This is a genomic window from Thalassobaculum sp., assembly GCF_040219215.1.
GTDB lineage: Bacteria > Pseudomonadota > Alphaproteobacteria > Thalassobaculales > Thalassobaculaceae > Thalassobaculum_A.
On sequence record NZ_JAVJSX010000003.1, the window covers coordinates 35,765 to 56,127 of the forward strand.

The 20,363-nt window shown below is 64.3% G+C and carries 19 protein-coding genes; 14 read left to right on the forward strand and 5 right to left on the reverse strand.

Annotated features, from left to right (window positions below; translation table 11 throughout):
• Nucleotides 1–28 precede the first annotated feature (28 nt).
• From RIC54_RS01655 to RIC54_RS01665, 3 genes are all read left to right on the forward strand, one after another.
• Nucleotides 29–1,642: a GMC family oxidoreductase gene (locus tag RIC54_RS01655; protein WP_350095225.1), complete on the forward strand. Its 1,614-nt coding sequence runs from the start codon at nucleotides 29–31 to the stop codon at nucleotides 1,640–1,642.
• Entirely contained in the window at nucleotides 1,639–2,415 is a 777-nt protein-coding gene (locus tag RIC54_RS01660) for an inositol monophosphatase family protein (RefSeq protein WP_350095228.1), read from the forward strand. Before RIC54_RS01655 ends, RIC54_RS01660 begins: the two co-directional genes overlap by 4 nt.
• Before the next feature lie 97 nt (nucleotides 2,416–2,512).
• On the forward strand, nucleotides 2,513–2,713 hold the full coding sequence (locus RIC54_RS01665) for a hypothetical protein (RefSeq protein ID WP_350095231.1): 201 nt from the start codon (nucleotides 2,513–2,515) through the stop codon (nucleotides 2,711–2,713).
• 3 nt (nucleotides 2,714–2,716) lie between these two features.
• On the opposite strand, the gene RIC54_RS01670 is transcribed toward RIC54_RS01665, so the two are convergent.
• Nucleotides 2,717–3,541, reverse strand: a complete 825-nt coding sequence (locus tag RIC54_RS01670; protein ID WP_350095234.1) for a DUF169 domain-containing protein — start codon at nucleotides 3,539–3,541, stop codon at nucleotides 2,717–2,719.
• An 83-nt stretch (nucleotides 3,542–3,624) separates the two neighbouring features.
• On the opposite strand from RIC54_RS01670, the gene RIC54_RS01675 reads away from it, so the two are divergent.
• From RIC54_RS01675 to RIC54_RS01710, 8 genes are all read left to right on the forward strand, one after another.
• Nucleotides 3,625–4,845 (forward strand): CaiB/BaiF CoA transferase family protein, encoded by a 1,221-nt coding sequence (locus RIC54_RS01675; protein WP_350095237.1) that lies wholly within the window; start codon nucleotides 3,625–3,627, stop codon nucleotides 4,843–4,845.
• Between the two features lie 143 nt (nucleotides 4,846–4,988).
• Nucleotides 4,989–5,216: a YjiS-like domain-containing protein gene (locus RIC54_RS01680; RefSeq protein WP_350095732.1), complete on the forward strand. Its 228-nt coding sequence runs from the start codon at nucleotides 4,989–4,991 to the stop codon at nucleotides 5,214–5,216.
• Nucleotides 5,217–5,341: 125 nt separating this feature from the next.
• Nucleotides 5,342–8,011 carry a PAS domain S-box protein gene (locus tag RIC54_RS01685; RefSeq protein ID WP_350095240.1) on the forward strand — a complete coding sequence of 890 codons (2,670 nt, stop codon included), beginning with the start codon at nucleotides 5,342–5,344 and terminating at the stop codon, nucleotides 8,009–8,011.
• Entirely contained in the window at nucleotides 8,008–8,727 is a 720-nt protein-coding gene (locus RIC54_RS01690; protein ID WP_350095243.1) for a response regulator, read from the forward strand. The genes RIC54_RS01685 and RIC54_RS01690 overlap by 4 nt, the downstream gene beginning before the upstream one ends.
• Before the next feature lie 204 nt (nucleotides 8,728–8,931).
• Complete coding sequence (locus RIC54_RS01695) at nucleotides 8,932–9,816, forward strand: alpha/beta fold hydrolase (protein WP_350095246.1); 885 nt, start codon at nucleotides 8,932–8,934, stop codon at nucleotides 9,814–9,816.
• A gap of 39 nt (nucleotides 9,817–9,855) precedes the next feature.
• Entirely contained in the window at nucleotides 9,856–11,169 is a 1,314-nt protein-coding gene (locus RIC54_RS01700) for an O-acetylhomoserine aminocarboxypropyltransferase/cysteine synthase family protein (protein ID WP_350150483.1), read from the forward strand.
• A 59-nt stretch (nucleotides 11,170–11,228) separates the two neighbouring features.
• The gene (locus RIC54_RS01705; protein ID WP_350095249.1) at nucleotides 11,229–12,152 is read left to right on the forward strand and encodes a homoserine O-acetyltransferase/O-succinyltransferase family protein; all 924 of its coding nucleotides are present in this window, start codon (nucleotides 11,229–11,231) and stop codon (nucleotides 12,150–12,152) included.
• 99 nt (nucleotides 12,153–12,251) lie between these two features.
• Nucleotides 12,252–12,500: a hypothetical protein gene (locus RIC54_RS01710; protein ID WP_350095252.1), complete on the forward strand. Its 249-nt coding sequence runs from the start codon at nucleotides 12,252–12,254 to the stop codon at nucleotides 12,498–12,500.
• Between the two features lie 36 nt (nucleotides 12,501–12,536).
• Here RIC54_RS01710 and RIC54_RS01715 read toward each other — a convergent pair whose 3' ends face one another.
• Both RIC54_RS01715 and RIC54_RS01720 read right to left on the reverse strand, forming a co-directional pair.
• The gene (locus RIC54_RS01715; protein ID WP_350095255.1) at nucleotides 12,537–13,097 is read right to left on the reverse strand and encodes a cell wall hydrolase; all 561 of its coding nucleotides are present in this window, start codon (nucleotides 13,095–13,097) and stop codon (nucleotides 12,537–12,539) included.
• 127 nt (nucleotides 13,098–13,224) lie between these two features.
• Nucleotides 13,225–14,112: a dihydrodipicolinate synthase family protein gene (locus tag RIC54_RS01720; protein ID WP_350095258.1), complete on the reverse strand. Its 888-nt coding sequence runs from the start codon at nucleotides 14,110–14,112 to the stop codon at nucleotides 13,225–13,227.
• 142 nt (nucleotides 14,113–14,254) lie between these two features.
• Here RIC54_RS01720 and RIC54_RS01725 point away from each other — a divergent pair, with 142 nt between their 5' ends.
• Nucleotides 14,255–15,022, forward strand: coding sequence for an IclR family transcriptional regulator (locus tag RIC54_RS01725; RefSeq protein WP_350095261.1), 768 nt, complete (start codon nucleotides 14,255–14,257; stop codon nucleotides 15,020–15,022).
• 3 nt (nucleotides 15,023–15,025) lie between these two features.
• Here RIC54_RS01725 and RIC54_RS01730 read toward each other — a convergent pair whose 3' ends face one another.
• The gene (locus tag RIC54_RS01730) at nucleotides 15,026–15,805 is read right to left on the reverse strand and encodes a citryl-CoA lyase (protein ID WP_350095264.1); all 780 of its coding nucleotides are present in this window, start codon (nucleotides 15,803–15,805) and stop codon (nucleotides 15,026–15,028) included.
• Between the two features lie 156 nt (nucleotides 15,806–15,961).
• Between RIC54_RS01730 and RIC54_RS01735 the strand changes: the two genes are divergently transcribed.
• Entirely contained in the window at nucleotides 15,962–17,041 is a 1,080-nt protein-coding gene (locus tag RIC54_RS01735; protein WP_350095267.1) for a DUF2332 domain-containing protein, read from the forward strand.
• Between the two features lie 95 nt (nucleotides 17,042–17,136).
• Nucleotides 17,137–18,795 carry a methyl-accepting chemotaxis protein gene (locus tag RIC54_RS01740; protein ID WP_350095270.1) on the forward strand — a complete coding sequence of 553 codons (1,659 nt, stop codon included), beginning with the start codon at nucleotides 17,137–17,139 and terminating at the stop codon, nucleotides 18,793–18,795.
• A 17-nt stretch (nucleotides 18,796–18,812) separates the two neighbouring features.
• On the opposite strand, the gene RIC54_RS01745 is transcribed toward RIC54_RS01740, so the two are convergent.
• A complete protein-coding gene (locus tag RIC54_RS01745; RefSeq protein ID WP_350095273.1) occupies nucleotides 18,813–20,360 on the reverse strand; it encodes a class I adenylate-forming enzyme family protein in 1,548 nt (515 codons plus the stop codon).
• Nucleotides 20,361–20,363 lie beyond the last annotated feature (3 nt).

Consider the following 20,363-nt stretch of genomic DNA (forward strand, 5'->3'; position numbering starts at 1 on the left):
AAATCAGAGATCAAGGGAGACCCTGGCGATGGCCGCCGACGCGACCTGGGACTACATCATCGTCGGCGCCGGCTCGGCCGGATGCGTGTTGGCGAACCGCCTGACCGAGAATGGCCGCTACAGGGTCCTGTTGCTGGAGGCCGGGCCAAAGGACAGCAGCTTCTGGATTCCAATGCCCGTGGGCTTCTACAAGCTGCTGACCAGCAAGACCTACAACTGGGGCTTCGTGACCGAGCCGGAGGAAGGCACCGGCAACCGGCCGATCGCCACACCGCGCGGCAAGACCCTGGGCGGATCCAGCGCGATCAACGGTGTGCTGTACGTGCGTGGCCAGCCGCTCGACTACGACACCTGGAGCCAGCTCGGCAACCGAGGCTGGTCGTACGAGTCGGTGCTGCCCTACTTCCGCAAGTCGGAAACGTATACCAATGGCGGCGATGATTCCCGCGGTACCGACGGACCGCTGGGCGTTACCGAGACCACCGAACGACACGAACTGCTGGACGCTTTCGTGGATGCGGCGGAAGCCCGGGGCTATCCGCGCAACGCCGACTACAACAACGGCGACCAGGAGGGCTTCGGCTACTACCAACTGACCGCCCGTGGCGGCCGGCGGGTCAGTACCGCCAAGGCCTTCCTGCACCCGGTGAAGACGCGTGCGAACCTCACCATCGAGACCGGCGCGTTCGCCACCGGCCTGCTGTTCGACGGCGCCCGTGCGGTGGGTGTCTCCTACACCGTCGACGGTCAGAAGCGCGAGGCCCGGGCGGGTCGGGAGGTCATCCTGGCAGCCGGCGCGGTGCAATCGCCGCAACTGTTGGAGTTGTCCGGTATCGGCGCTCCCGAGGTCCTGAAGCGCCAGGGCATCGAGGTTCGCCACGCCCTGCCCGGCGTCGGCGAGAACTATCGCGACCACTATGGCACCCGGATGCGCTGGCGGGTCACCAAGCCAATCACCCTGAACGAACTGACACGCGGGCCGAATCTGGTTCGAGAGGTGATCCGCTGGGGGCTGACGGGCCAGGGAGTGCTCGGCTACGGAGCGGGCATCATCTTCGGCTTCGTGAAAACCCGGCCGGAGCTGGAGACCCCTGACGTGCAGTTCCACCTGGCGCACGCCAGCTACGCCGATGCCGCCACCCGCAAGCTGGAGAAGGAGCCGGGCATGACCCTGGCCGTCTGCCCGCTGCGCTCGGAATCCAAGGGCAGCATACACATCAAGTCGGCCGATCCGTCGGTGCAGCCGTCGATCCGCGGCAACTTCCTGTCCGATCCGGTCGATGTCGCGGCGATCGTGGAAGGCATGAAGATCGGCCGCCAGATCGCCGAAGCCGCCCCGCTGGATCCGTACCGTGCCTTCGAGATGACGCCGGGACCGAACTGCGCCTCCGACGCTGATTTCGAGGCTTATGCACGGCAGACTGGCCAGACCCTCTACCACATCGTGGGCACCGCCAAGATGGGTCCCGTCACCGACGGACAGGCCGTGGTCGACGACCGCCTGCGGGTCCATGGCGTACCCGGCCTGCGGGTGGTCGACGCCTCGATCATGCCGACCCTGGTCTCCGGCAACACCAACGCGGCGGCGATCATGATCGGCGAGAAGGGCTCGGCGATGATCCTGGAGGATGCCCGGGCATGAGCACTCCATCCAGCGTGCGAGATCTCGCCGAGCATCTGGCCGACACCGCCCGAACCATCGTGTGCGACGGGCGGGATCGGCTGGCCATGGACATCAAGTCGGACGGCAGCCCTGTCACCGCCATCGACCGGGCGGTCGAGAAGGCTCTGCGCGAGATCCTGGCGCGTGAAGCGCCGGATCATGGCGTGCTGGGCGAGGAGTTCGGACCCGAGGGCCTGGACCGGGAGTACGTCTGGGTGCTGGACCCGATCGACGGCACCAAGCATTTCGCCGCCGGCCTGCCGACCTTCGGGGTGCTGATCGCACTCTGTCGCAATGAACGCCCGGTGCTCGGCATCATCGAGCAGCCGCTGACCGGCGAACGCACGCTGGGAATCGTCGGTGAAGGCTGCTGGCTGAACGGTCGAGCGGTGACGACCAGCGGCAAGACCGATGTTGCCCTGACTGTCGCCGCCATCGCCGACCCGGATGCATTTGACGCCGCCCACGATCCGGGCATCCAGCGCCTGCGCGAGGCAACACGCTGGAACGTCTGGGACACCGGCTGCCTCGGCTACGCATCGCTCGCGCGCGGCGCGGTCGACATCGTCGTCAACGGCCCGAACCTTGACCCGTTCGACATCTGCGCCCTGGTCCCGGTTGTCGAAGGCGCCGGCGGCGCGATTACGGCGTGGAACGGCGATGCGCTGACCCTGCACAGCTCCGGTGCAATCGTTGCGTCAGCCAGCGCCAGCTTGCACGGCACAGTCCGGAAACTTCTTACCGGGCCCTGAAACCAACCAAACGGACATGGGAACAACACCGCTCCCCAGGCGTTCCCCCAATCCACCGACGGGACATCGCTCGTCGAAAACGATCAGCGGGGACGCCATGACCGATGCACCGCACACACCGGATCGCGCCGCCGAGGACCGCGCCCCGGCCGCGCACACCGTCCGTTCGAACATCGGCGCGGCTGGAGCCGAGGAGCATGGCGCTCCGGCGCCGACCCGCCGCATCGGCACCAAGCTGTTGCTGGTCGTCCTGCTGCTGGGCGCCGTCATCGGCCTTGCTACGATGTTCGGTCCCTGACCGCTACCGCGAGCCGTAGCTCTTCGACATGCCGGCCGACGGATCGGCGAAAGCACCGTAAGGCGGGTACGGATAGCGTAGTCCGTTCTTGGCGAGTGCCCGCAACCCGTCGACGCCGCGCACGAACTCATCGGGCGGGCAGGCCATCAGCAGTTCGTCGTCGGCGACCCCGCCATAGCGGCGCTCGGCGTAGCACGGGATCGACAGGCTGGTCTCACGGGTCGCCAGCGCCCTGCCCCAGCTGTCGGCGCACGCGCTCTCGCCGGTCACCTGGAAGTCGTAGCGGCGGTAGGAGCGGTACTGCAGGCCATTAATGAACAGGATCATCTGGCCGGGTGTGGCGTAGAACAGACAGATGTCCGGCGGGTCGAGCCGGCCGGAGCGCAGTGGCGACGCCGCCAGCCCGGAGTATCGGCCTGCAGCCACCCGCGGCATCTGAGCCTGGTGGGCGGCGGCAGCCTCGCGGTTCTCGAACCACACCCCGGTCATGTTTTCGCCCGAGGACAGCTTCTCCGGCACCGGCTCCAGCCCAATATTGGCGCCGCAGCTGGCGTTCGGGCGCAGGTTGTCACGCACAATTCCGAGGGTGAACCCGGCGGTGCGCACCTGGGTGACCAGCTGGCAGGTGGTGAAGCCGCGCCCCTCGTTCGGCTTGCGCAAGCCTTGGATCGCCTCCATCTCGGCAGCGTCCTCGAACAGCTTCATGCCGAACGGCAGGGTGCGCAGCCGCAGGAGCTCGGACAATGCCTCGGCCTCGGCCTTCAGGTCGGCCCCGGTCGGCATCGGGCCCGTCTCCCGCGGCGGGATCGGATCGAGAGTGTCGGGCATTTCGGCCTCCTTGGTTGCGCGTTTCCTCGTGCTAGCCTGCATCCAAGCGGAACTACCGCGCCGCGTACAGGGAGGAAGATTGAATGACACAGGCGTTCGACGGCATACGGGTGATCGACTTCACCCAGGTTCTGTCGGGGCCGTTCCTAACCCTGCAGCTTGCCCTGCTCGGCGCCGAGGTGATCAAGGTCGAGCCGCCCGTCGGCGGCGACCAGATGCGCGACCGGATGCTGCCGAGCCCGCATGCATCCCACGGCATGGCGTCGCCGTTCCTGGCGCTGAACCACAGCAAGCAAAGTCTCGCCCTCGACCTGAAGGACCCGCGCGGCCGGCAGGTCGCCCTCGACCTGATCAAGGGCGCCGACGTGGTGGTGCATAATTTCCGAGCGGGGGTGATCGACCGGCTGGATCTGGGCTGGGAGGCGGTGCGAGCGGTTAATCCGAAGCTGGTCTACTGCGCGCTGACCGGTTACGGCTCGACCGGGCCGAAGGCGGCCGAGGCGGCTTATGACGGAGCCGTGCAGGCGGCGTCCGGCATGATGGCCAGCAACGGCCACGCCGACACAGGGCCGACCCGCACCGGCTATTTCCCGGTCGACCTGTTCACCGGGGCGTGCGGCGCCTTCGCGGTGGCGGCGGCCCTGTTCCGACGCGAGCGCACCGGCGAAGGCCAGTACGTGGACCTGTCAATGCTCGATTCGGCGCTGGCGATCCAGGCCCCGTCGGTATGCCAGTACACGGTCGACGGCATGGTGCCGAGCCTGATCGGCAACAGCTCGGCCACCCACCTGCCGACCGCCGACTGCTTTCCGACCGCCGACGGGCTAGTGCTGATGTCGGCGACCATGCAGCACCACGCCGAGGCAATCTTTGACGAAGCCGGCATCGGCCAGCTGCTCAGCGATCCGCGCTTCGCCGACACCGCCTCACGCCGCGCCAACGCCGCCGACGTCCGGGCCACCATCATCGAGGCGTTCGCCGCCGACACCGCCGCCAACTGGGCCGCGCGGCTGGGCCGCCGCGGCGTGCCGATCGCCAAGGTCAATTCGATCGCGGAAGCCGTCGCCGAACCGCAACTCGCCCACCGCAACATCCTGATGGAGGTGCCGGCGCCGATTGGTTTCCAGTCGCCGATGCGGCTGACCGGGGCGCCGTTCACCACCGATGCCGACGGACCGACCGCGTCATGCGCTCCGCCGGTCCTGGGCCAGGACGGGGGTGAGATCCTACGCGGGCTCGGCCTCGACGATGACACCATCGGTGCGCTACGGGACTCGGGCGTAGTGGCCGGACCAACCTGCTGAAACAATTGAAACACTTTTCCAGCCACATTGTGGTCAATCCGAAACCGTCGCTCCCTAAAGAGGCCTCCCAACGATGACCGGAACCCTCCGGTTCTACCGAAAGGAGTGCCCCGATGCTCGTCAGCAACCCCGTTTTCGCTGGAATGTTCGCGGCCCGTGCTGTCGCCGCGGCTACACGGTTGGCGGCGATCCTCGCAACCCCAATCCATTCAGCGGTTCGCCGACACCGGATCCGTCGGACAGCTGACCTGCTCGCCGGCCTCGACGACCGACTCCTCGCGGATATCGGCCTGCGGCGGTCGCAGGTGACGTCCATTGCGATGGAAGTAGTCGACCGTCCGTATGTCGACCCACGCCGTGTATCGATGTAAGGCGCCGAACAATGGCGCCGGGACGGCAAACCCCGTACCATAACCGTCCCGGCGCCGGGTCGCGGCGTCTTCGCTGCGCGCTTGCCATGTCAATCCCGCCGCTGCCGACGCTTGACTCCGCTCCCATGGACGAGTTGCACCGGCGCGCATTGCTCGACTTTGCGGTCAACCAGTCGAGCACGATCTTTTACATCGCCGAACCGCGGGGACAGCGGCGGACCCGATTCATCAGCGACAACATCGAATGGCTGACCGGCCATACCGCCGAAGCCTTCACCCGGCAGCCTGGGTACGGCGCTTCGCTGATTCATCCGGATGACCGCCAAGCTTATTTCGATGCAATGAGCCGGCTACCAGCTACCGGTGAGCTGACGCTGGAGTACCGGTTCAAACGCAAGAGCGGTGCCTGGTCATGGCTTCGCGACACCCTGCGTATGGTCGATTCAGATGGGGACGGCCGCTACGCCGTGGTCGGGTGCATGCTCGACATCACGGCCGAAAAGGAAGCCGTCGCCAGGGTGGACACCGCCGAGGCGGTCACACAGGCACTGCTCAGCAACGCGGTGGATGCCATACTTGCTACGGATCCGGCCGGGCTGGTGGTCGAGTTCAACCCATCCGCAGAACGAATGTTCGGCTATACGCGCGCCGAGGTGATCGGACAGTCGATGGCCGAGTTGATCATTCCACCGGAGTTCCGGGAGCGCCACTCCGACGGCATACGCCGCTTTCGAGAGCACGGAGGCCGGCTGAAAGACTGCCGGCGCATTGAAGTGAAAGCCATGCGGGCAGATGGCTCGACGTTTCCGGCAGAACTGACGATCTCAGCGACCACCACCGGGCCGACCTATCTCCTGATCGGCGAGGTGCGCGATATTTCGGAACGGATGGCGGCGCGCGAGGAACGCCGAAGACTGATCCAACTGATGACAGATGCGATCGAAAGCCTACCGGACGGTTTCGTTGTCAGCGATGCCGATGACCGTGTGCTGTTCTGCAATTCGGCTTTCGCCCGCCCCTATGGAAAGCCGCCAGATGAGTTGGTCGGCCTGACCCCCGAGAACGCCGGCCCGGCCTTCTTCGAGCACCTGAGACGTTTTGATGGCCGGATCGTCGAAGGTGACCGCAGCCAGATTCCCTGGATCGTTGAGCGTCTGCGCCAGATCGGCCGCAAGCCGATCGAGCTGGAGCTGAGAGACGGGAGTTGGCGCGAGATCAGCCGGCACTCGACCACAGAAGGTGGATCGGTGACATTGCGCGCCGACATCACCGATCGCAAACGCGCAGAACTGGCATTGCGCGACAGCGAGGCGATTGTTCGCCGGATCCTGGAGGCTGCCCCGGTGACCGTCGGCATGACCCGAGCCGAGGACGGTCGGATCCTGTACGAGAGTCCGGAATCGCGCCGATTGTTCCTTCGGGACTCGCTCGCCGGAGATCTTTCGGCTCGAGATTTCTTCGTCAATCCCGAGGAACGCGACCGATACCTTGAGCTCCTGCGCCGCAACGGTGCGGTGGACGCGTTCGAGGCAACCTTCTGCCGAACCGACGGTACGGAGTTCGTTGGTGCGGTATCCGCACGCCAGATCGATTGCCAAGGCCAACAGGTCGTCGTGTCGAGCGTGTTCGATCTGACTGATCGACATCGCATCGAAGCCGAAATGGCGCAACAGCGCGAAGCACTGCACCAGAGCGAGAAGCTGAGTGCACTCGGCGAGTTGCTCGCCGGCGTCAGTCACGAACTGAACAACCCGCTGTCGGTGGTGGTGGGTCAAGCGCTGCTGATGCGCGAGACAGCAAACGATCCCAGAACCGCCGAGCGGGCGCGCAAGATCGGCGAAGCCGCCGATCGGTGCGCAAGGATCGTCCGCACATTCCTGGCCATGGCACGCCAAGGCCCCTTGGAAGCCCGGCCGGTCGACGTCAACGCGATGATCGAAGGCGTCCTAGAAGTCACCGGCTACACGCTGCGCGCCGCCGAGATCACCATCTGCCGTAAGTTCGCCCCACTGATACCGCCGATACTGGCAGACGCCGATCAATTGAATCAGGTGGTCACCAACCTGATCGTCAATGCCCAGCACGCGCTGATCGAGGCCCCCCTACCGCATCAGCTACGCATATCGACGACCCACAACCGGCGATCCGACGAGGTCGTCATCAAGGTGTCCGATAACGGCGTGGGCGTACCCGATGCAGTGGCATCGCGAATATTCGAACCGTTCTTCACTACCAAGGGAACGGGCCACGGCACCGGGCTTGGACTGGCAATTGCCCACCGTATCGTGGAAGCCCATGGTGGATCCATTGCCCTGGAGCGGACGCCCGGGGGCGGTGCCACCTTTGTCCTGAAGTTCCCCGCGCATCACATCGCGGTGCATCGCAACACCGCGGAAACATGCAGCGCTCCAGCGGGGGCGCTGTCCGTCCTGGTGGTTGACGACGAGCCGGAAGTCGCCGCCATGATTTCCGAAGTTCTCTCGGGCATCGGCCACCTCGTTTCGGTCGCGACGTCCGGCCGCGCTGCAATGGAGCAACTCGCGCACCAATCCTACGATGTGATCCTGAGCGACATCAGGATGCCCGAGTTCGACGGTCCGACGCTCCATGAATTGCTGAAAGGACATTATCCAAGCCTGTTGCGCCGGTTGGCGTTCGTGACTGGCGACACGATGAGTCCGAAAATTCGCCAGTTCCTGGAGCGTTGCGGGCGGCCATACCTGGAAAAGCCGATCGCTCCAACCGATCTGCGCGCGCTGGTGATGCAACTCGGCCTGCGGGAGGACAAGGGATGAGTGGCCGCTTTCACATCGCCGTTGTCGATGATGAACGGGACATCCGCGAGACCGTTGCTGAGTATCTTGAGATCAATGGCTACAAGGTTTCCAAGGCGGATGGTGGTGTTGCTCTGCGCCGGATCCTCGAGCACAGCCGTGTCGACCTCGCCGTACTGGACGTCACGATGCCTGGCGAGGATGGCTTGTCGATCGCGCGCTGGCTGCAAAGTGAGAGCAGTGCCAGTGTCATCATGCTGACGGCACGCGACTCGGTGGTCGACCGGGTAGTGGGTATCGAAATGGGCGCGGATGACTATCTCACGAAGCCATTCGATCTGCGCGAACTCCTTGCACGGGTGAGGTCCGTGCTCCGGCGGGTCGCACGGGCACCGGAGCAGACCCATGATCGGGGATCAGGTCACCGTGAGGTCCGCTTCGGCGACTGCAGGTTGGACCTCGACTCCCACAAGCTGCATGGCCCGGATGAATCCGAGATCCCGCTCACCGCCATGGAGTTCGACCTGCTCAAGGCATTCGCCGAACGGCCCAACCGTGTGCTCACACGCGACCAGCTCCTCGATCTCGCCCACAACCGGAACTTTGAGCCGTTCGACCGATCGATTGACATCAGGATCGCCCGGATACGGCGCAAGATCGAGGTGAACCCAGCAAAACCGGAGATCATCAAGACGATCCGTGGATCCGGTTACCTGTTCACCCCTGCGATTGAGTGAGTGTAGCGCCAGATACAGTTTTCTAATTCAAACATCACCTGACAAAAATCCATCTGGTTCAGGAAGAATTTTCGAATTGAAACATTCCTGAAACCAAGTTCACGCCGGCAGACACGCTGGCGAAACACTCCCTGCCTAAGTGTCCCCCTCATCGCACGCGGCTGACCGTACCGCCCGGAACAGCCGCCTGGATGGGGGTGGACAATGAAGATCATCAACACTGACGTTGGCGCCTTCGCGGTACGCACGGCAGGATCGGGGACCCCGGTCGTCCTCCTGCACTGCAGTGGCAGCAGCGGCAGCCACTGGCGCCACGTCGCCAACACCCTGTTGGCGGATCCGCCGGCCGCAGGGCCAAACCGATGCCGCTATCATCTGATCATGCCGGATCTGTTTGGCCACGGCGGGTCAGCGCCATGGCCCGGCGGCAATCCGATGCGTCTCGCAGACGACGCGACCATCGTCAGCTCCCTGGCCGGGTTCATCGGTGAACCAGTGCATCTGGTAGGCCATTCCTACGGCGGAGCAGTCGCGCTGGTTGCAGCGCTCAACCGTCCCGAGATCATCCGCAGCCTGACCTTGATCGAGCCCGCGGCGTTTTTCCTGCTGCGGAACGGACAGGGATCGGATCGCACCTTCTTCAAAGAGATCTGCGAAGTCGGAGTCCACATCGCCGAAGGACTGGCCGCTGAAGACGTCCGGCCGAGCGTCGAGCATTTCGTCGACTACTGGAGTGGCGCAGGCACCTGGCGATCGCTGGCGCCCTTGGCACAGGACTCCCTGCTGCGCCGAGCAGCGGCCATTTCCCAGAACTTCACGTCCACCACCAGCGAGACCGCTACATTGCAGATGGTCGCCCGGTTGAACACCCCAACGCTCCTGCTGCACGGCAGCCGAACCCGGCCGATTGCCCGCCGAATAGTCGAGCGGCTGACACAGATGCTGCCTGATGCAGCCCTCAATGAAATTCACGGTGCGGGACACATGCTCCCCCTCACCCATCCGAACCCGGTCGCACGCGCGATTGGCAACCATGTGATCGGTCGCGAAGACGCGGCGGTCCGTTTCGGGGAGCGCCCTGCCGCATGAAAGGCGGGCGTTCTCTCCAGTCATAACAACCAGGAGACCATCGTGACGACGTCGAAGCACCCTCAGACGCAGGCCCTGCACTCCGGCTTCCGCGCCGACCCGGCTACAGGTGCGGTTGCGGTTCCAATCTACCAAACCACTTCGTTCGACCTGGAGAGCACGCAGAATGCGGTGGAGTTGTTCGGACTGCAGAAGCTCGGCAACATCTACACTCGGGTAATGAACCCGACGACCGACGTCCTCGAACAGCGTCTGGCCGCAATCGAGGGGGGAGTCGCGGCGCTTGCAGTGGCCTCCGGCCAGGCCGCAATCACCACATCGATCACGACCATTGCCCAGTCCGGCGACAACATTGTCAGTGGCACCGACCTTTACGGCGGCACATGGAATCTGTTCGCTCACACATTGAAGGCGATGGGAATCGACGTCCGGTTCGTCGACCCAAGCGACCCGGAGGCCTTCCGCCGCGCAGCCGACTCTAGGACACGGGCGTTCTTCGGCGAGACTCTGCCAAATCCCAAACTCATACCGTTTCCGATCCAGGAAGTGGCCCTGATCGGCGAAGAACTCGGCATCCCGTTGATCGTCGACAATACCGCGGCGCCGTTGATCTGTCGGCCGTTCGACCACGGCGCGCATGTGGTGGTGTACTCGGCCACCAAATACATCGGCGGGCATGGCAACTCGATTGGCGGCGTGATCGTCGACTCCGGTCAATTCGACTGGGAGAAGCACGCCGAGCGGTTCCCGGCCCTGAACCAGCCGGACCCGAGCTACCACGGCGCGGTGTGGACCGAAGTGGTCAAGACGCTCGGCCCGATCGCCTACATCCTCAGGGCCCGCTGCTGTGTCGTGCGGGACACCGCTGCCTGCATGAGCCCGTTCAACGCCTTCCTGTTCCTACAGGGATTGGAGACGCTCCCGTTGCGGATGCGCGAGCATTGCCTGAATGCCGACGCAGTGGCGCGCTTCCTGGCCGATCATCCGTCGGTCACCAGGGTGATCCACCCCAGCCAGTTCTCGGGGGACGCGCGCCAGCGCGCCACAAAATACCTGCCCGGCGGCAACGGCGGGCTCGTCGGGTTCGAGCTGGCCGGCGGAATCGATGCCGGAATGGCCTTCATCGACCGGCTGAAACTGCTGCACCACGTGGCCAACATCGGCGATGCGCGCTCGCTGGCCATTCACCCTGCCTCGACCACCCACCAGCAGCTCAGCGCGGAGAACCGGCAAGCCGCCGGCGCAACGCCTGGTTACGTCAGGTTGTCCGTCGGCATCGAGCACTTCGACGACATCAAGGCCGACCTGGCACAGGCCCTGGACGGACTTGATCAGGTTGCCGAAGCGGCCTGAACAAACGGCGGGGCGGCTCAGTCCGCCCCGCCCTGTCCAGCAAGTGGGATCAAGCCGTCATGCTTATTCTTCCGAAGGAACTACCCGCCGTGACCGCGCTGCGACACGAAGGCATCGCGGTGTACGATGACCAAGCTGCAGTGCCGTTCGCGGGTCCGGTCCAACCGCTGAATGTCGCCCTGATCAATCTCATGCCCGACAAGCCAACCACGGAAGCCCAGTTTGCCCGTTTGCTCGCAGCCGGCGACCGGCCTGTGCGTCTGATTCTCACCTTGCCTGACAGCTATGAGCCCCAGAACGCCGACCCCGAGCATGTCCGACTTTTCTATCGACCATGGTCAACCGTCAAACTGCATCATCTGGACGGCGTGATTGTCACCGGCGCGCCGGTCGAGCACCTACCCTATCAAGCTGTACGGTACTGGTCCGGATTGACCGAAATCCTGGACTGGCTGACCGCCGGGTCGGTTCCATCAATGCATGTCTGCTGGGCGGCGATGGCGGCGCTTTGGCACGACCATCGGGTGCCCAAGACAATGCTCGCAGAAAAATGCTTCGGAGTGTTTCCACACGTGCCACTCGATCACCGGTCACCACCCCTACGCGGCGTGCCGTTGCCACTCGACATGCCAGTGTCACGCTGGGCGGAGGTTCGGCTTTCGGACCTGCCAGCCGACGGTACGGTTCGCGCGCTTGCACTCTCGAGTGTTTCCGGCCTCGGCCTGGCCGAAGACCAGACACGACGCGCAATCTATCTACTGAACCACCCCGAGTACGACGCCGATACGCTTGTTCGCGAGTACACCCGTGATCTGGCGCGGGGCATATCGCTTCGCATACCCGATCAAAACCAACTGGAGAGACGGTCGTGGGACCCAACCGGTCGAGGGCTGTTTCGAAACTGGTTGTCCAGAATAAATGCTTCAAAATCATATAATAAAATCGTCAGCAATAAAATGCCGTCTATCAATATATTACAATGATCATTCTTAATTGCATCAGTATATCAATGGTATATTTTTAGTATAACAAATTCTATTGTGATCACTTTATTTTATATTTTAACAATTGATTGAATTCAAATGCGCACTGAATCGTTCGAAGAAAGAGAATTTACGATAACGACCGACGAAGTCGTTTACGCGGCACGCGCGTTACTGAAGGGCACTCTGTCGGAGAGCGCGCTCGGCGACGAAGTCATGTACGCGTTGCGCGGGTTTCGTGCCGGGCTGATGGACCGGCGCAACTTCCTCAAGGCGGTTTCGCAAGGTTACCGAACGGCCGGCGTCACGTTCAGATTCGACAACCATGGAAATCTGCGTAGGGCCTGACCCTACCGGTTCGTTGGTTGTTGCCGGAGCGGAGGATCAGTCAGCGTAGAACGTATGGGCACCGATCTGAGCGACCCGAGTCAGGCCCTGGGTCCAGTCGGGATCGCCAAGCCGGGCGGCGTGGAAGTACAGGGCACCGCCGGTACGATCCCGCAACGTGCCCATGAGCGCCTTGGCCGCCACCATCACCGACGCTTTCAGCGCTTCCGGATCCTCGATCTTGCCCGGCTTGCGGGTCCAGGAAAACTGCCCGGGCTGGAAGATCACACCGGTCAGCGTCGCCGGCCAGCGCCCATCCTTCAACCGGTTCAATGTGACGTGGGCAACCGCAGCCTTGCCCGATACACCCTCGCCGCGCGCCTCATAGTAGACGTTGAGGGCCAGCAGCAGTACGTCACGAACCGATACCTCTTCCGGTAGATCGATCGCGATCTGGTCGAGGGCATCCGACGCCTTGACCAGTTCGGCGTTCAGTACCTTGGTGTCGTAGTACGGTCCGGCGACCGTCGACGAGGCCCGCACCGGTGCCACGTCGGCCAGGATGCCGAAAGCACTAAGAAGGATTGTTGCTGCGATAAAACCGCCGCGCCCCAGCACCGTTCCGGGTCCACACCTCTGCCGACACAAACCCGGCCGAGCGACCGGACCATCGGCTAATAGCCGATTTGCGGAGCCAAGGCGAGAGGGGATGTCACGCCAGCGCGATGGCCCCACGTGCGGGGCATCAGCCAGCCAGACCAAGCCCCTTCAGCGCCTCGCGGATCCGTGCCTGGTGTGCCGTATCGGGCATTGTCATCGGCTGCCGTGGCAGGCCCGAGGGACAGCCCTGGAGACTTTGCGCGTACTTCGTGGACGCCGGCAGGTTGTCGTGCGGCATCAGCGCGTTCCACAACCGCAACAGCTTGAGGTGCAGGTCGAGCGCCTTGACGTGATCACCGGCCTTCACCGCGTCCCACAGATCGACCGACGAACGCGGGGCCGCCGACAGGATGGCGGCGATTGAGCCGTGAGCCCCGAGTGCATAGGACGGGTACATCAGGGCGTCGACCGCGCTGAAGATCCGTTTGCCCGGCTTAACATCGGCCATCAGGTCGGCGAACAGCTTCAGGTCGCCAGCCGACTGCTTGACGCCGATAACGTCCGGCACCTCGTCCATGATCCGCAGCAGAAGCGCCGGCGACAGGTAGGTCCACGGCACGACGTTGTAGATAATGATCTTCTGCCCGGTCTCGCCGGCCAGCGTACGGAAATGCTCGACCATCGCCTCGTCGCTCGGCCGGAACAGGTAGTGGACCGGTGTTACCTGCAGTGCCGCCGTCTTGAGATCCGCGACCATGCGTCCGCGCCGGACCGCCTCGCGGGTGCTGTCGGTGATGATCCCGGCCACCACCGGAACCCGGCCCGCCGCTGCTTCGGTCGATGCCTGGACGAGATCCCTGAACTCCCCGGCCTCCAGGGTCTGGCCTTCGCCGGTGGAGCCGCCGACCGCGACACCGTGTGCGCCGTTGGCGATCAGCCAGCCGATCTGCTCGGCGGCTGCCGCGAAGTCGATATCGCCCACTGCGTTGAACGGCGTCGTCGCCGGTGGGATGACGCCTGTCAGGTCGGACATTGCCCTCTCCATTATTCCATACTGTGGAATATAAATATCATCGCTGTTCTTCATTGAGTATTCTTATGTCAACTGATTACGTCAATGTGTCGATTCAACAAACCTTGGACAAATCTCCGTCGTTCCATATTATGGAACGACGATGAGCAAACAACCATCTGCCATGAAGTCCCTGCACAAGGCTGTGGCCGTGCTCGAAGGCTTCAGCCGGGCCGAGCCGTCGATGACGCTCGGCGCCATCGCAAAACGCCTCGACCTGCCGAAGGCGACGGCCCACCGGCTGCTCGCCGCCCTGCGGGATGCCGGGCTGGTTGTCCAGGACGGTACCCGTGACCGCTACCGCCTCGGGCTGAAGCTGGTCGCGCTGGGCAACGTGGTGCTGTCGGACTTGGCCCTGTTCCATGTCGCCGGGCCGCACGCCGAGCGACTGGTGAACCAAAGCGGCGAGACCGCGCATCTCTGCGCATTCGACGGCTTCAACGTCATGTCGATCGACCGGCGCGAAATGCAGCCGGCGCGGAACGAACTGGTCACGATCGAGCGGGAGCCGCCGCACTGCACCAGCACCGGCAAGGCGATCCTGGCATTCCAACCCGGCGCCGTCGTCGACCGGGTGATTGCCGCAGGGCTGGAAGCGTTCACAGGCAACACCATCACCACCGCCGAAGCGCTGCGCGAGGATCTGGACCGGACCCGCGGACGCGGCTATGCCCTGGACCTGGAGGAACGGCAGTACGGTATCCGCTGCGTCGGCGCTCCGATCCGCGGACCTGACGGTGCGGTGATCGGAGCAATCAGCGCCACCGGCCCAGCCGAACGCCTGCCGACCAACCGCCTGCCGATCCTGGCGGAGATGGTGATCGCCACTGCCCGGGCGATCTCCGAATCCCTGGCCACGCGCACCGGCTGAGCATCAGGACTCCGGGATGGCTCCGTCATAGGCGACGGCATGCTCGGCGGTCTCCCAGATCACCCGCATGGCCGGCTTGTGCTGCTCCTCGTGGATATGCCCGACCAGCCCGGCACAACGGGTGATCAGGGCGAAGCCGCGCAGGATCTCCGCCGGCACACCGCAGTCGCCGAGACAGGCCGCGATGGCGCCGGTGGCGTTGATGGTGATGTGCTTGCCATAGACCTCGTCGATTGCCGCCGACAGGGTCAGGATCGCCTCGACATGGCGGCCGGCAATGCCTTGATCGCGCGCCACCTCGAACAGCCGGATCGAGCGAGGGTCGTCGGGCTTGTGCAGATGGTGACCGAACCCCGGCAGTGGCTTGCGCGCGGTGCGATGTTCCTGCGCAATTCTCAGCGCCGCAGCGGCGACACCCTCTGGTGCCGCCAGGATCTCGGTCAGCAGCGCCGCACAACCCTCCATGGTGCCGACGAACACGCTGCCGACGCCCATAAGCCCGGCCGCCACCCCGGCCTGCATTGCTTCCGGCGCACTTGAGTAGATCAGCCGGGTCGCCAGCGCGCTCGGAGTCAGGCCATGCTCCATCAGGGTAACGAGACAGGCATCCACGACCGCGCTCTGGGCCGGTGTCGGCATGCGACCGAGGATCTGGAAATAGATCATGTCCGTGAAGCTGAGCTTGCCGATCAACTCGCGGCACAGGCTCCGGTCGCGGATGTAGATGTCCTCGTTGGTGTGGGTGGCGATGCTCGTTGTCTGGCTGTCCGGCATGAAGCTCATCAGGGGTACTCCGTCTCGGGCGGGGCTCTCTGCCCGACAGTCCGACGAACCGGCCGATCCGGCAACGCCTTGATTGCAGGAATCAACCAATCCCGACGAGCAGGCGGGCGGTATCGTGAGCAGCGTCGCCTGTTCCGTTGCAGAAGGATAATCGCCTTGCCCCTCCCCGATCCGATCGCCGACGCGTTCCGGCGACAGGCCGATGCATGCCGCGACCTGGGCTCTCCGTTCACCGCGATGGTCTGTGAACTGCTGGGCGAACGGCTGCGTCCCGACTCGGCCTTCGGCCGCCGCATCGCAGAGTGGCCGGGGCAGCCCGTCACCGACGCCCTCGCCTTGCGCGCCTGCGGCAGCCTGCACGCGTTGAGCCGATCCGGTCGCTGCCCGCCCCTTGCAGCCGCCTATCCAACGTCTTGCAGTACAGCGGACGCGGTCTGGACGGCGATCCAGGTGGCAATTGCCGGGCATGACCGGTTTCTGACCGCCTACCTAGACAGCCCGCCGCAGACAAACGAGGTCGCGCGGTCCGGCATGATCCTGGGTGGTTGCCTGACCATAGCGGAGACCTTCCGCCTACCGCTTGAGATCTACGAGATCGGCTCGAGCGCCGGACTGAACCTTGGATTTGACCACTATCGCTATGAATTGGGCGGGAGATCCTGGGGACCGCCGGCATCCAAGGTCCGGATCACTACCAGATGGGAAGGCCCGGTGCCGCTGGACGCTCCTTTGACGGTCGTCCGGCGCCAAGGGTGCGACCGCAACCCGCTGAACCCGGGGTCTCCGGCCGACCGGGACCGTCTGCTCTCCTACATCTGGCCGGACCAGGCCGATCGGCTCGCACGCATCGACGCCGCCCTGCGGGTCGCGGCAAGCGCACGCCAGGAAGTCGACAGAGCCGATGCCGCCGACTGGGTCGAGCGGCGCCTTGCGGGTACACCCACGCCGGGCCGGGTTCGCGTCCTTTTACACACCGTCGTCTGGCAGTACTTGCCGGTCGAAACCCAGCACAGGATCGAAACCGCCTTGCACCAAGCCGGCGAAGCAGCTTCGCAGACCTCGCCACTCGCATGGCTCCGGGTCGAACCAGACGGCCTTCCCGGCTCCGCCGGTATCCGGCTCACGCTCTGGCCGAGCGGTGAGACCCTGTTGCTCGGCCGCGCCGACTATCATGGGAGGTGGAGTCGTTGGAACACAGCCGCGCAACAGCGTGAAATGCCGAGTCCGGTGCATTAGTATTTTATTATCATATTTTTGAGCAAAATCCCGTCGTGGCGCAAACGAGCGGGGTGGTCAGCGTGTCCAAGAGTCTCTGGAACATTAGAAATCAGATGATTGTGGTAGCAGCCGCTGCGCTGCTCGCCATCGTTGCCTTGGGCGGCATTCAGTACCTTTCCGCTGACGCCGTTCGAACCAAGACCGCTGATGCGACGCGCCTGAACCACGCCATCTCGCTGCTGAACGAAGCCCGTCTGCAGAACGTGGAAATGGTTCTCGCCGCGATGGACTCCATCGTCGACCGCGCCGAAGGCGTGATTCAGCCGGAACGCCAGCAGGTGATCGGCAAGGCCGTCGACTTCATCAATGCCCAGATGGACGGCATTATCGCTCTCGGCCACAGAACGAATGCCGGCCCGGTCGTCAAAGCCTTGAAGTCCGACTTCGCCGCCCTGGCCAAGGCAATCCAGACAGATCTGCGAACCGCGATCGAAACCAACGCGGACGATGCCGCTTTCGCGCGTATCGATGATGTCATCGACGCTGCCGGCGAGCAGTTCACCCAGTCTTTGACGCTGATCAACGAGAGCGCCAACAAACGCCTGGAATCCCGACTTTCGGAAGCCGATGCGGCCGTCGACCGGTCGGTGACGGCTGCCGTCACCACGTCACTTGCCGCGATCGCCATCTTCCTGCCCTTGATGATCTTCGTAACCCGCAGCGTGGTCGGCGGGCTGTCCGGGTTGACCGTTGCGATGACGAGCTTGGCCGAAGGCAATCTCGACACCCAGGTCCCGTTCATCACCCGCCGGGACGAGTTGGGAACGATGGCCGGAGCGGTCCAGGTGTTCAAAGAAAATGCCGCCGAGATCAGCCGGTTGCGCGACGATCGCGAACGGCAGGACCGCGCCGCTGCGGAAGAGCGTCGCGGCACCATGATGAAGCTGGCAGAGGAGTTCGAGGCCTCGGTCAAGAGCGTGGTCGACACGGTCTCGGCCACGGCGAACAAAATGAGCGACGCTTCTGGCCATGCGGTCGAAGCAACCGGCATGGCGGTGCGCGAGGCATCCGCCGTCGCGTCATCCTCGGAGCAGACCAGCGGGGCGGTTCAGGCTGTTGCAACGGCAGCCGAGGAACTCAGCAGTTCGATTGCCGAGATCAATCGCCAAGTCAGCCAGTCGGCCCAGGTAACCCAGGAAGCCACCAGTACCGCGCAAGCCACCAACGACGAGGTCCGCAGCCTCGCCGCCGCCGCCGACAAGATCGGCGATGTCATCTCCCTGATCCAGGACATCGCAGAGCAGACCAATCTGCTGGCACTGAACGCGACAATCGAGGCGGCCCGTGCCGGCGAGGCCGGAAAGGGCTTCGCCGTCGTAGCGTCCGAGGTGAAGAGCCTGGCCAACCAGACCGCGCGGGCAACCGAGGAGATCTCGGGTCAGATCGCCTCCATCCAATCGGCGACCACCAACGCGGTCGATGCCATCGGCCGGATCACGGCGACCACCGACCAGATCAATTCGATCACGGCATCCGTCGCCGCCTCGGTCGAAGAGCAGGGAGCCGCAACCCAGGAAATCTCCCGCAGCGCCCAAGAGGCCGCCAGCAACGTCCAGGAAACCGTCGAGACCATCCGTCGGGTCAGCGAACAGGCCGAGGAAACCGGTCGCTCGGTACAAAGCGTGTCATCGGCGGCCGGACAACTGGAGACGCAGCTCGGCTCGCTGAAAAGTCAGGTCGAAACGTTCATCTCCCGCATACGATCGGCCTAGGACGCGCAAAATTCGGGTCAGTTGCCGAACTCGGTCAACCGCTTCTCCAACTCGTGCCGCTGGACTTTGCCTGACGCGCTGCGCGGGAAGTCGTCGTGGTTGATGAAGTGGATGCCCTTCGGCTGCTTGTAGCCGGCCAACTCGTTACGGCATCGACGGTGCAGGTCGTCCACCGTCAGTGACTCGTCGCGGCGGGCGACGAAGGCAACCGGTACCTCGCCCCATTTCGGATCGGATCGGCGCACCACGGCCGCTTCCGTCACCCGCGGGTCAGCCAGCATCACGCGCTCGATCTCGGCGGGGTAGATGTTCTCGCCGCCCGACTTGATCAGGTATTTGACGCGGTCGACGAAATCGAGCGTGCCGTCGGGGTTGCGCACGAACACGTCACCCATGTGGAACCAGCCGCCCCTGAAGTCCCGGGCGTTCGTCTCGTCGGCCCGCCAGTAGCCACTGAACAGGGTGGGCCCGCGCATGCTGAGTTCACCGGCCGTTCCATCCGGCACCTCATGATCGCCGAAGTCGACCAAGCGGACCTCGCAGAACGGGCTCTGTTGCTTCGACAGACGGATGGGGACGACGCCGACCGGGATCAGGTTGGAGGAGCACGGCGGACACCCGGTCTCGGTGGCGCCGAAGGTGTTGGCGTACGGTGCGTCGAGCAGCCGGGTGATCCGCGCGATGTCAGCCGGCGGCACCAGATCCGCCATCACGCCGCAGACTTTCACCCCTCGAGGAGCGATCCCCCGCCGCTCCAACTCGTCGGCGAAGGCGCCCACCATTCCCGGCATCAACAACAGCCAGCCGAGCGGCTCGGTCGCAATGACCTCGGCGAGGCGGTCCTGGTCGAAGCCATTGACCGGGATGACCTTGCCGCCGGTCATCAGCGCGCCGATCGAGCACTCGGCCGCCCCCATGTGATAAAGCGGCGACCAGGCAACGAACGTGTCTTCCGGCGCAATTCCGAACTCGGCGCGGATTACGAGATTGCGCACGATCTCAGCGCGGTGGCTGATTACCGCCCCCTTGGGCAAACCCGTCGTACCGCTGGTGTACAGGATCAGCAGCGGGTCTTCCGGCTCGACCGCTTCCAGCAGGTTCACGCGGGCCGGTTCGGCGGCGGACAAGGCAACCTCGTAGGCCGGACTGAACGTGATGGCCCGGGCTTCACGACCGAGTTCGACCAACTTCGGTCGATGCCGAGCCGACACCAGCAGTACCTTGGGTTCGACGAGATCCAGGCAATACGCCAGTTCCCGCCCGGACAGCCGCCAGTTCTGGCAGGCCAGGATCGCCCCCAGCCAGGCCGCGGCAAAGTACGTCTCCAGGTATTCCAGCCGATTCTCCGACAGGATCGCCACCCGGTCGCCGCGTCCGACGCCGCGGCCGGCCAGCAGTCCGGCCAACCGGCGTACCCGCTCGACAAACGTCGTGTAGCTTAGGTGTCGTTCGCCGTCGTCGACGGCGATCCGGTGCGGGTTCAGGCGCAACTGCTGGAGCAGGAGGCTCGCAACAGTGCTGCGCGCGCTGCGGCTGATGGCCGGCGTAGCCGATCCTTGGTTCATCGT

What these genes read in the sequence shown, in the direction of transcription:
- RIC54_RS01655 (WP_350095225.1), top strand. Translation starts at nt 29, where the DNA reads ATGGCCGCCGACGCGACCTGGGACTACATCATCGTCGGCGCCGGCTCG.
- RIC54_RS01660 (WP_350095228.1), top strand. Translation starts at nt 1,639, where the DNA reads ATGAGCACTCCATCCAGCGTGCGAGATCTCGCCGAGCATCTGGCCGAC.
- RIC54_RS01665 (WP_350095231.1), top strand. Translation starts at nt 2,513, where the DNA reads ATGACCGATGCACCGCACACACCGGATCGCGCCGCCGAGGACCGCGCC.
- RIC54_RS01670 (WP_350095234.1), bottom strand. Translation starts at nt 3,541, where the DNA reads ATGCCCGACACTCTCGATCCGATCCCGCCGCGGGAGACGGGCCCGATG.
- RIC54_RS01675 (WP_350095237.1), top strand. Translation starts at nt 3,625, where the DNA reads ATGACACAGGCGTTCGACGGCATACGGGTGATCGACTTCACCCAGGTT.
- RIC54_RS01680 (WP_350095732.1), top strand. Translation starts at nt 4,989, where the DNA reads ATGTTCGCGGCCCGTGCTGTCGCCGCGGCTACACGGTTGGCGGCGATC.
- RIC54_RS01685 (WP_350095240.1), top strand. Translation starts at nt 5,342, where the DNA reads ATGGACGAGTTGCACCGGCGCGCATTGCTCGACTTTGCGGTCAACCAG.
- RIC54_RS01690 (WP_350095243.1), top strand. Translation starts at nt 8,008, where the DNA reads ATGAGTGGCCGCTTTCACATCGCCGTTGTCGATGATGAACGGGACATC.
- RIC54_RS01695 (WP_350095246.1), top strand. Translation starts at nt 8,932, where the DNA reads ATGAAGATCATCAACACTGACGTTGGCGCCTTCGCGGTACGCACGGCA.
- RIC54_RS01705 (WP_350095249.1), top strand. Translation starts at nt 11,229, where the DNA reads ATGCTTATTCTTCCGAAGGAACTACCCGCCGTGACCGCGCTGCGACAC.
- RIC54_RS01710 (WP_350095252.1), top strand. Translation starts at nt 12,252, where the DNA reads ATGCGCACTGAATCGTTCGAAGAAAGAGAATTTACGATAACGACCGAC.
- RIC54_RS01720 (WP_350095258.1), bottom strand. Translation starts at nt 14,112, where the DNA reads ATGTCCGACCTGACAGGCGTCATCCCACCGGCGACGACGCCGTTCAAC.
- RIC54_RS01725 (WP_350095261.1), top strand. Translation starts at nt 14,255, where the DNA reads ATGAGCAAACAACCATCTGCCATGAAGTCCCTGCACAAGGCTGTGGCC.
- RIC54_RS01730 (WP_350095264.1), bottom strand. Translation starts at nt 15,805, where the DNA reads ATGAGCTTCATGCCGGACAGCCAGACAACGAGCATCGCCACCCACACC.
- RIC54_RS01740 (WP_350095270.1), top strand. Translation starts at nt 17,137, where the DNA reads ATGATTGTGGTAGCAGCCGCTGCGCTGCTCGCCATCGTTGCCTTGGGC.
- RIC54_RS01745 (WP_350095273.1), bottom strand. Translation starts at nt 20,360, where the DNA reads ATGAACCAAGGATCGGCTACGCCGGCCATCAGCCGCAGCGCGCGCAGC.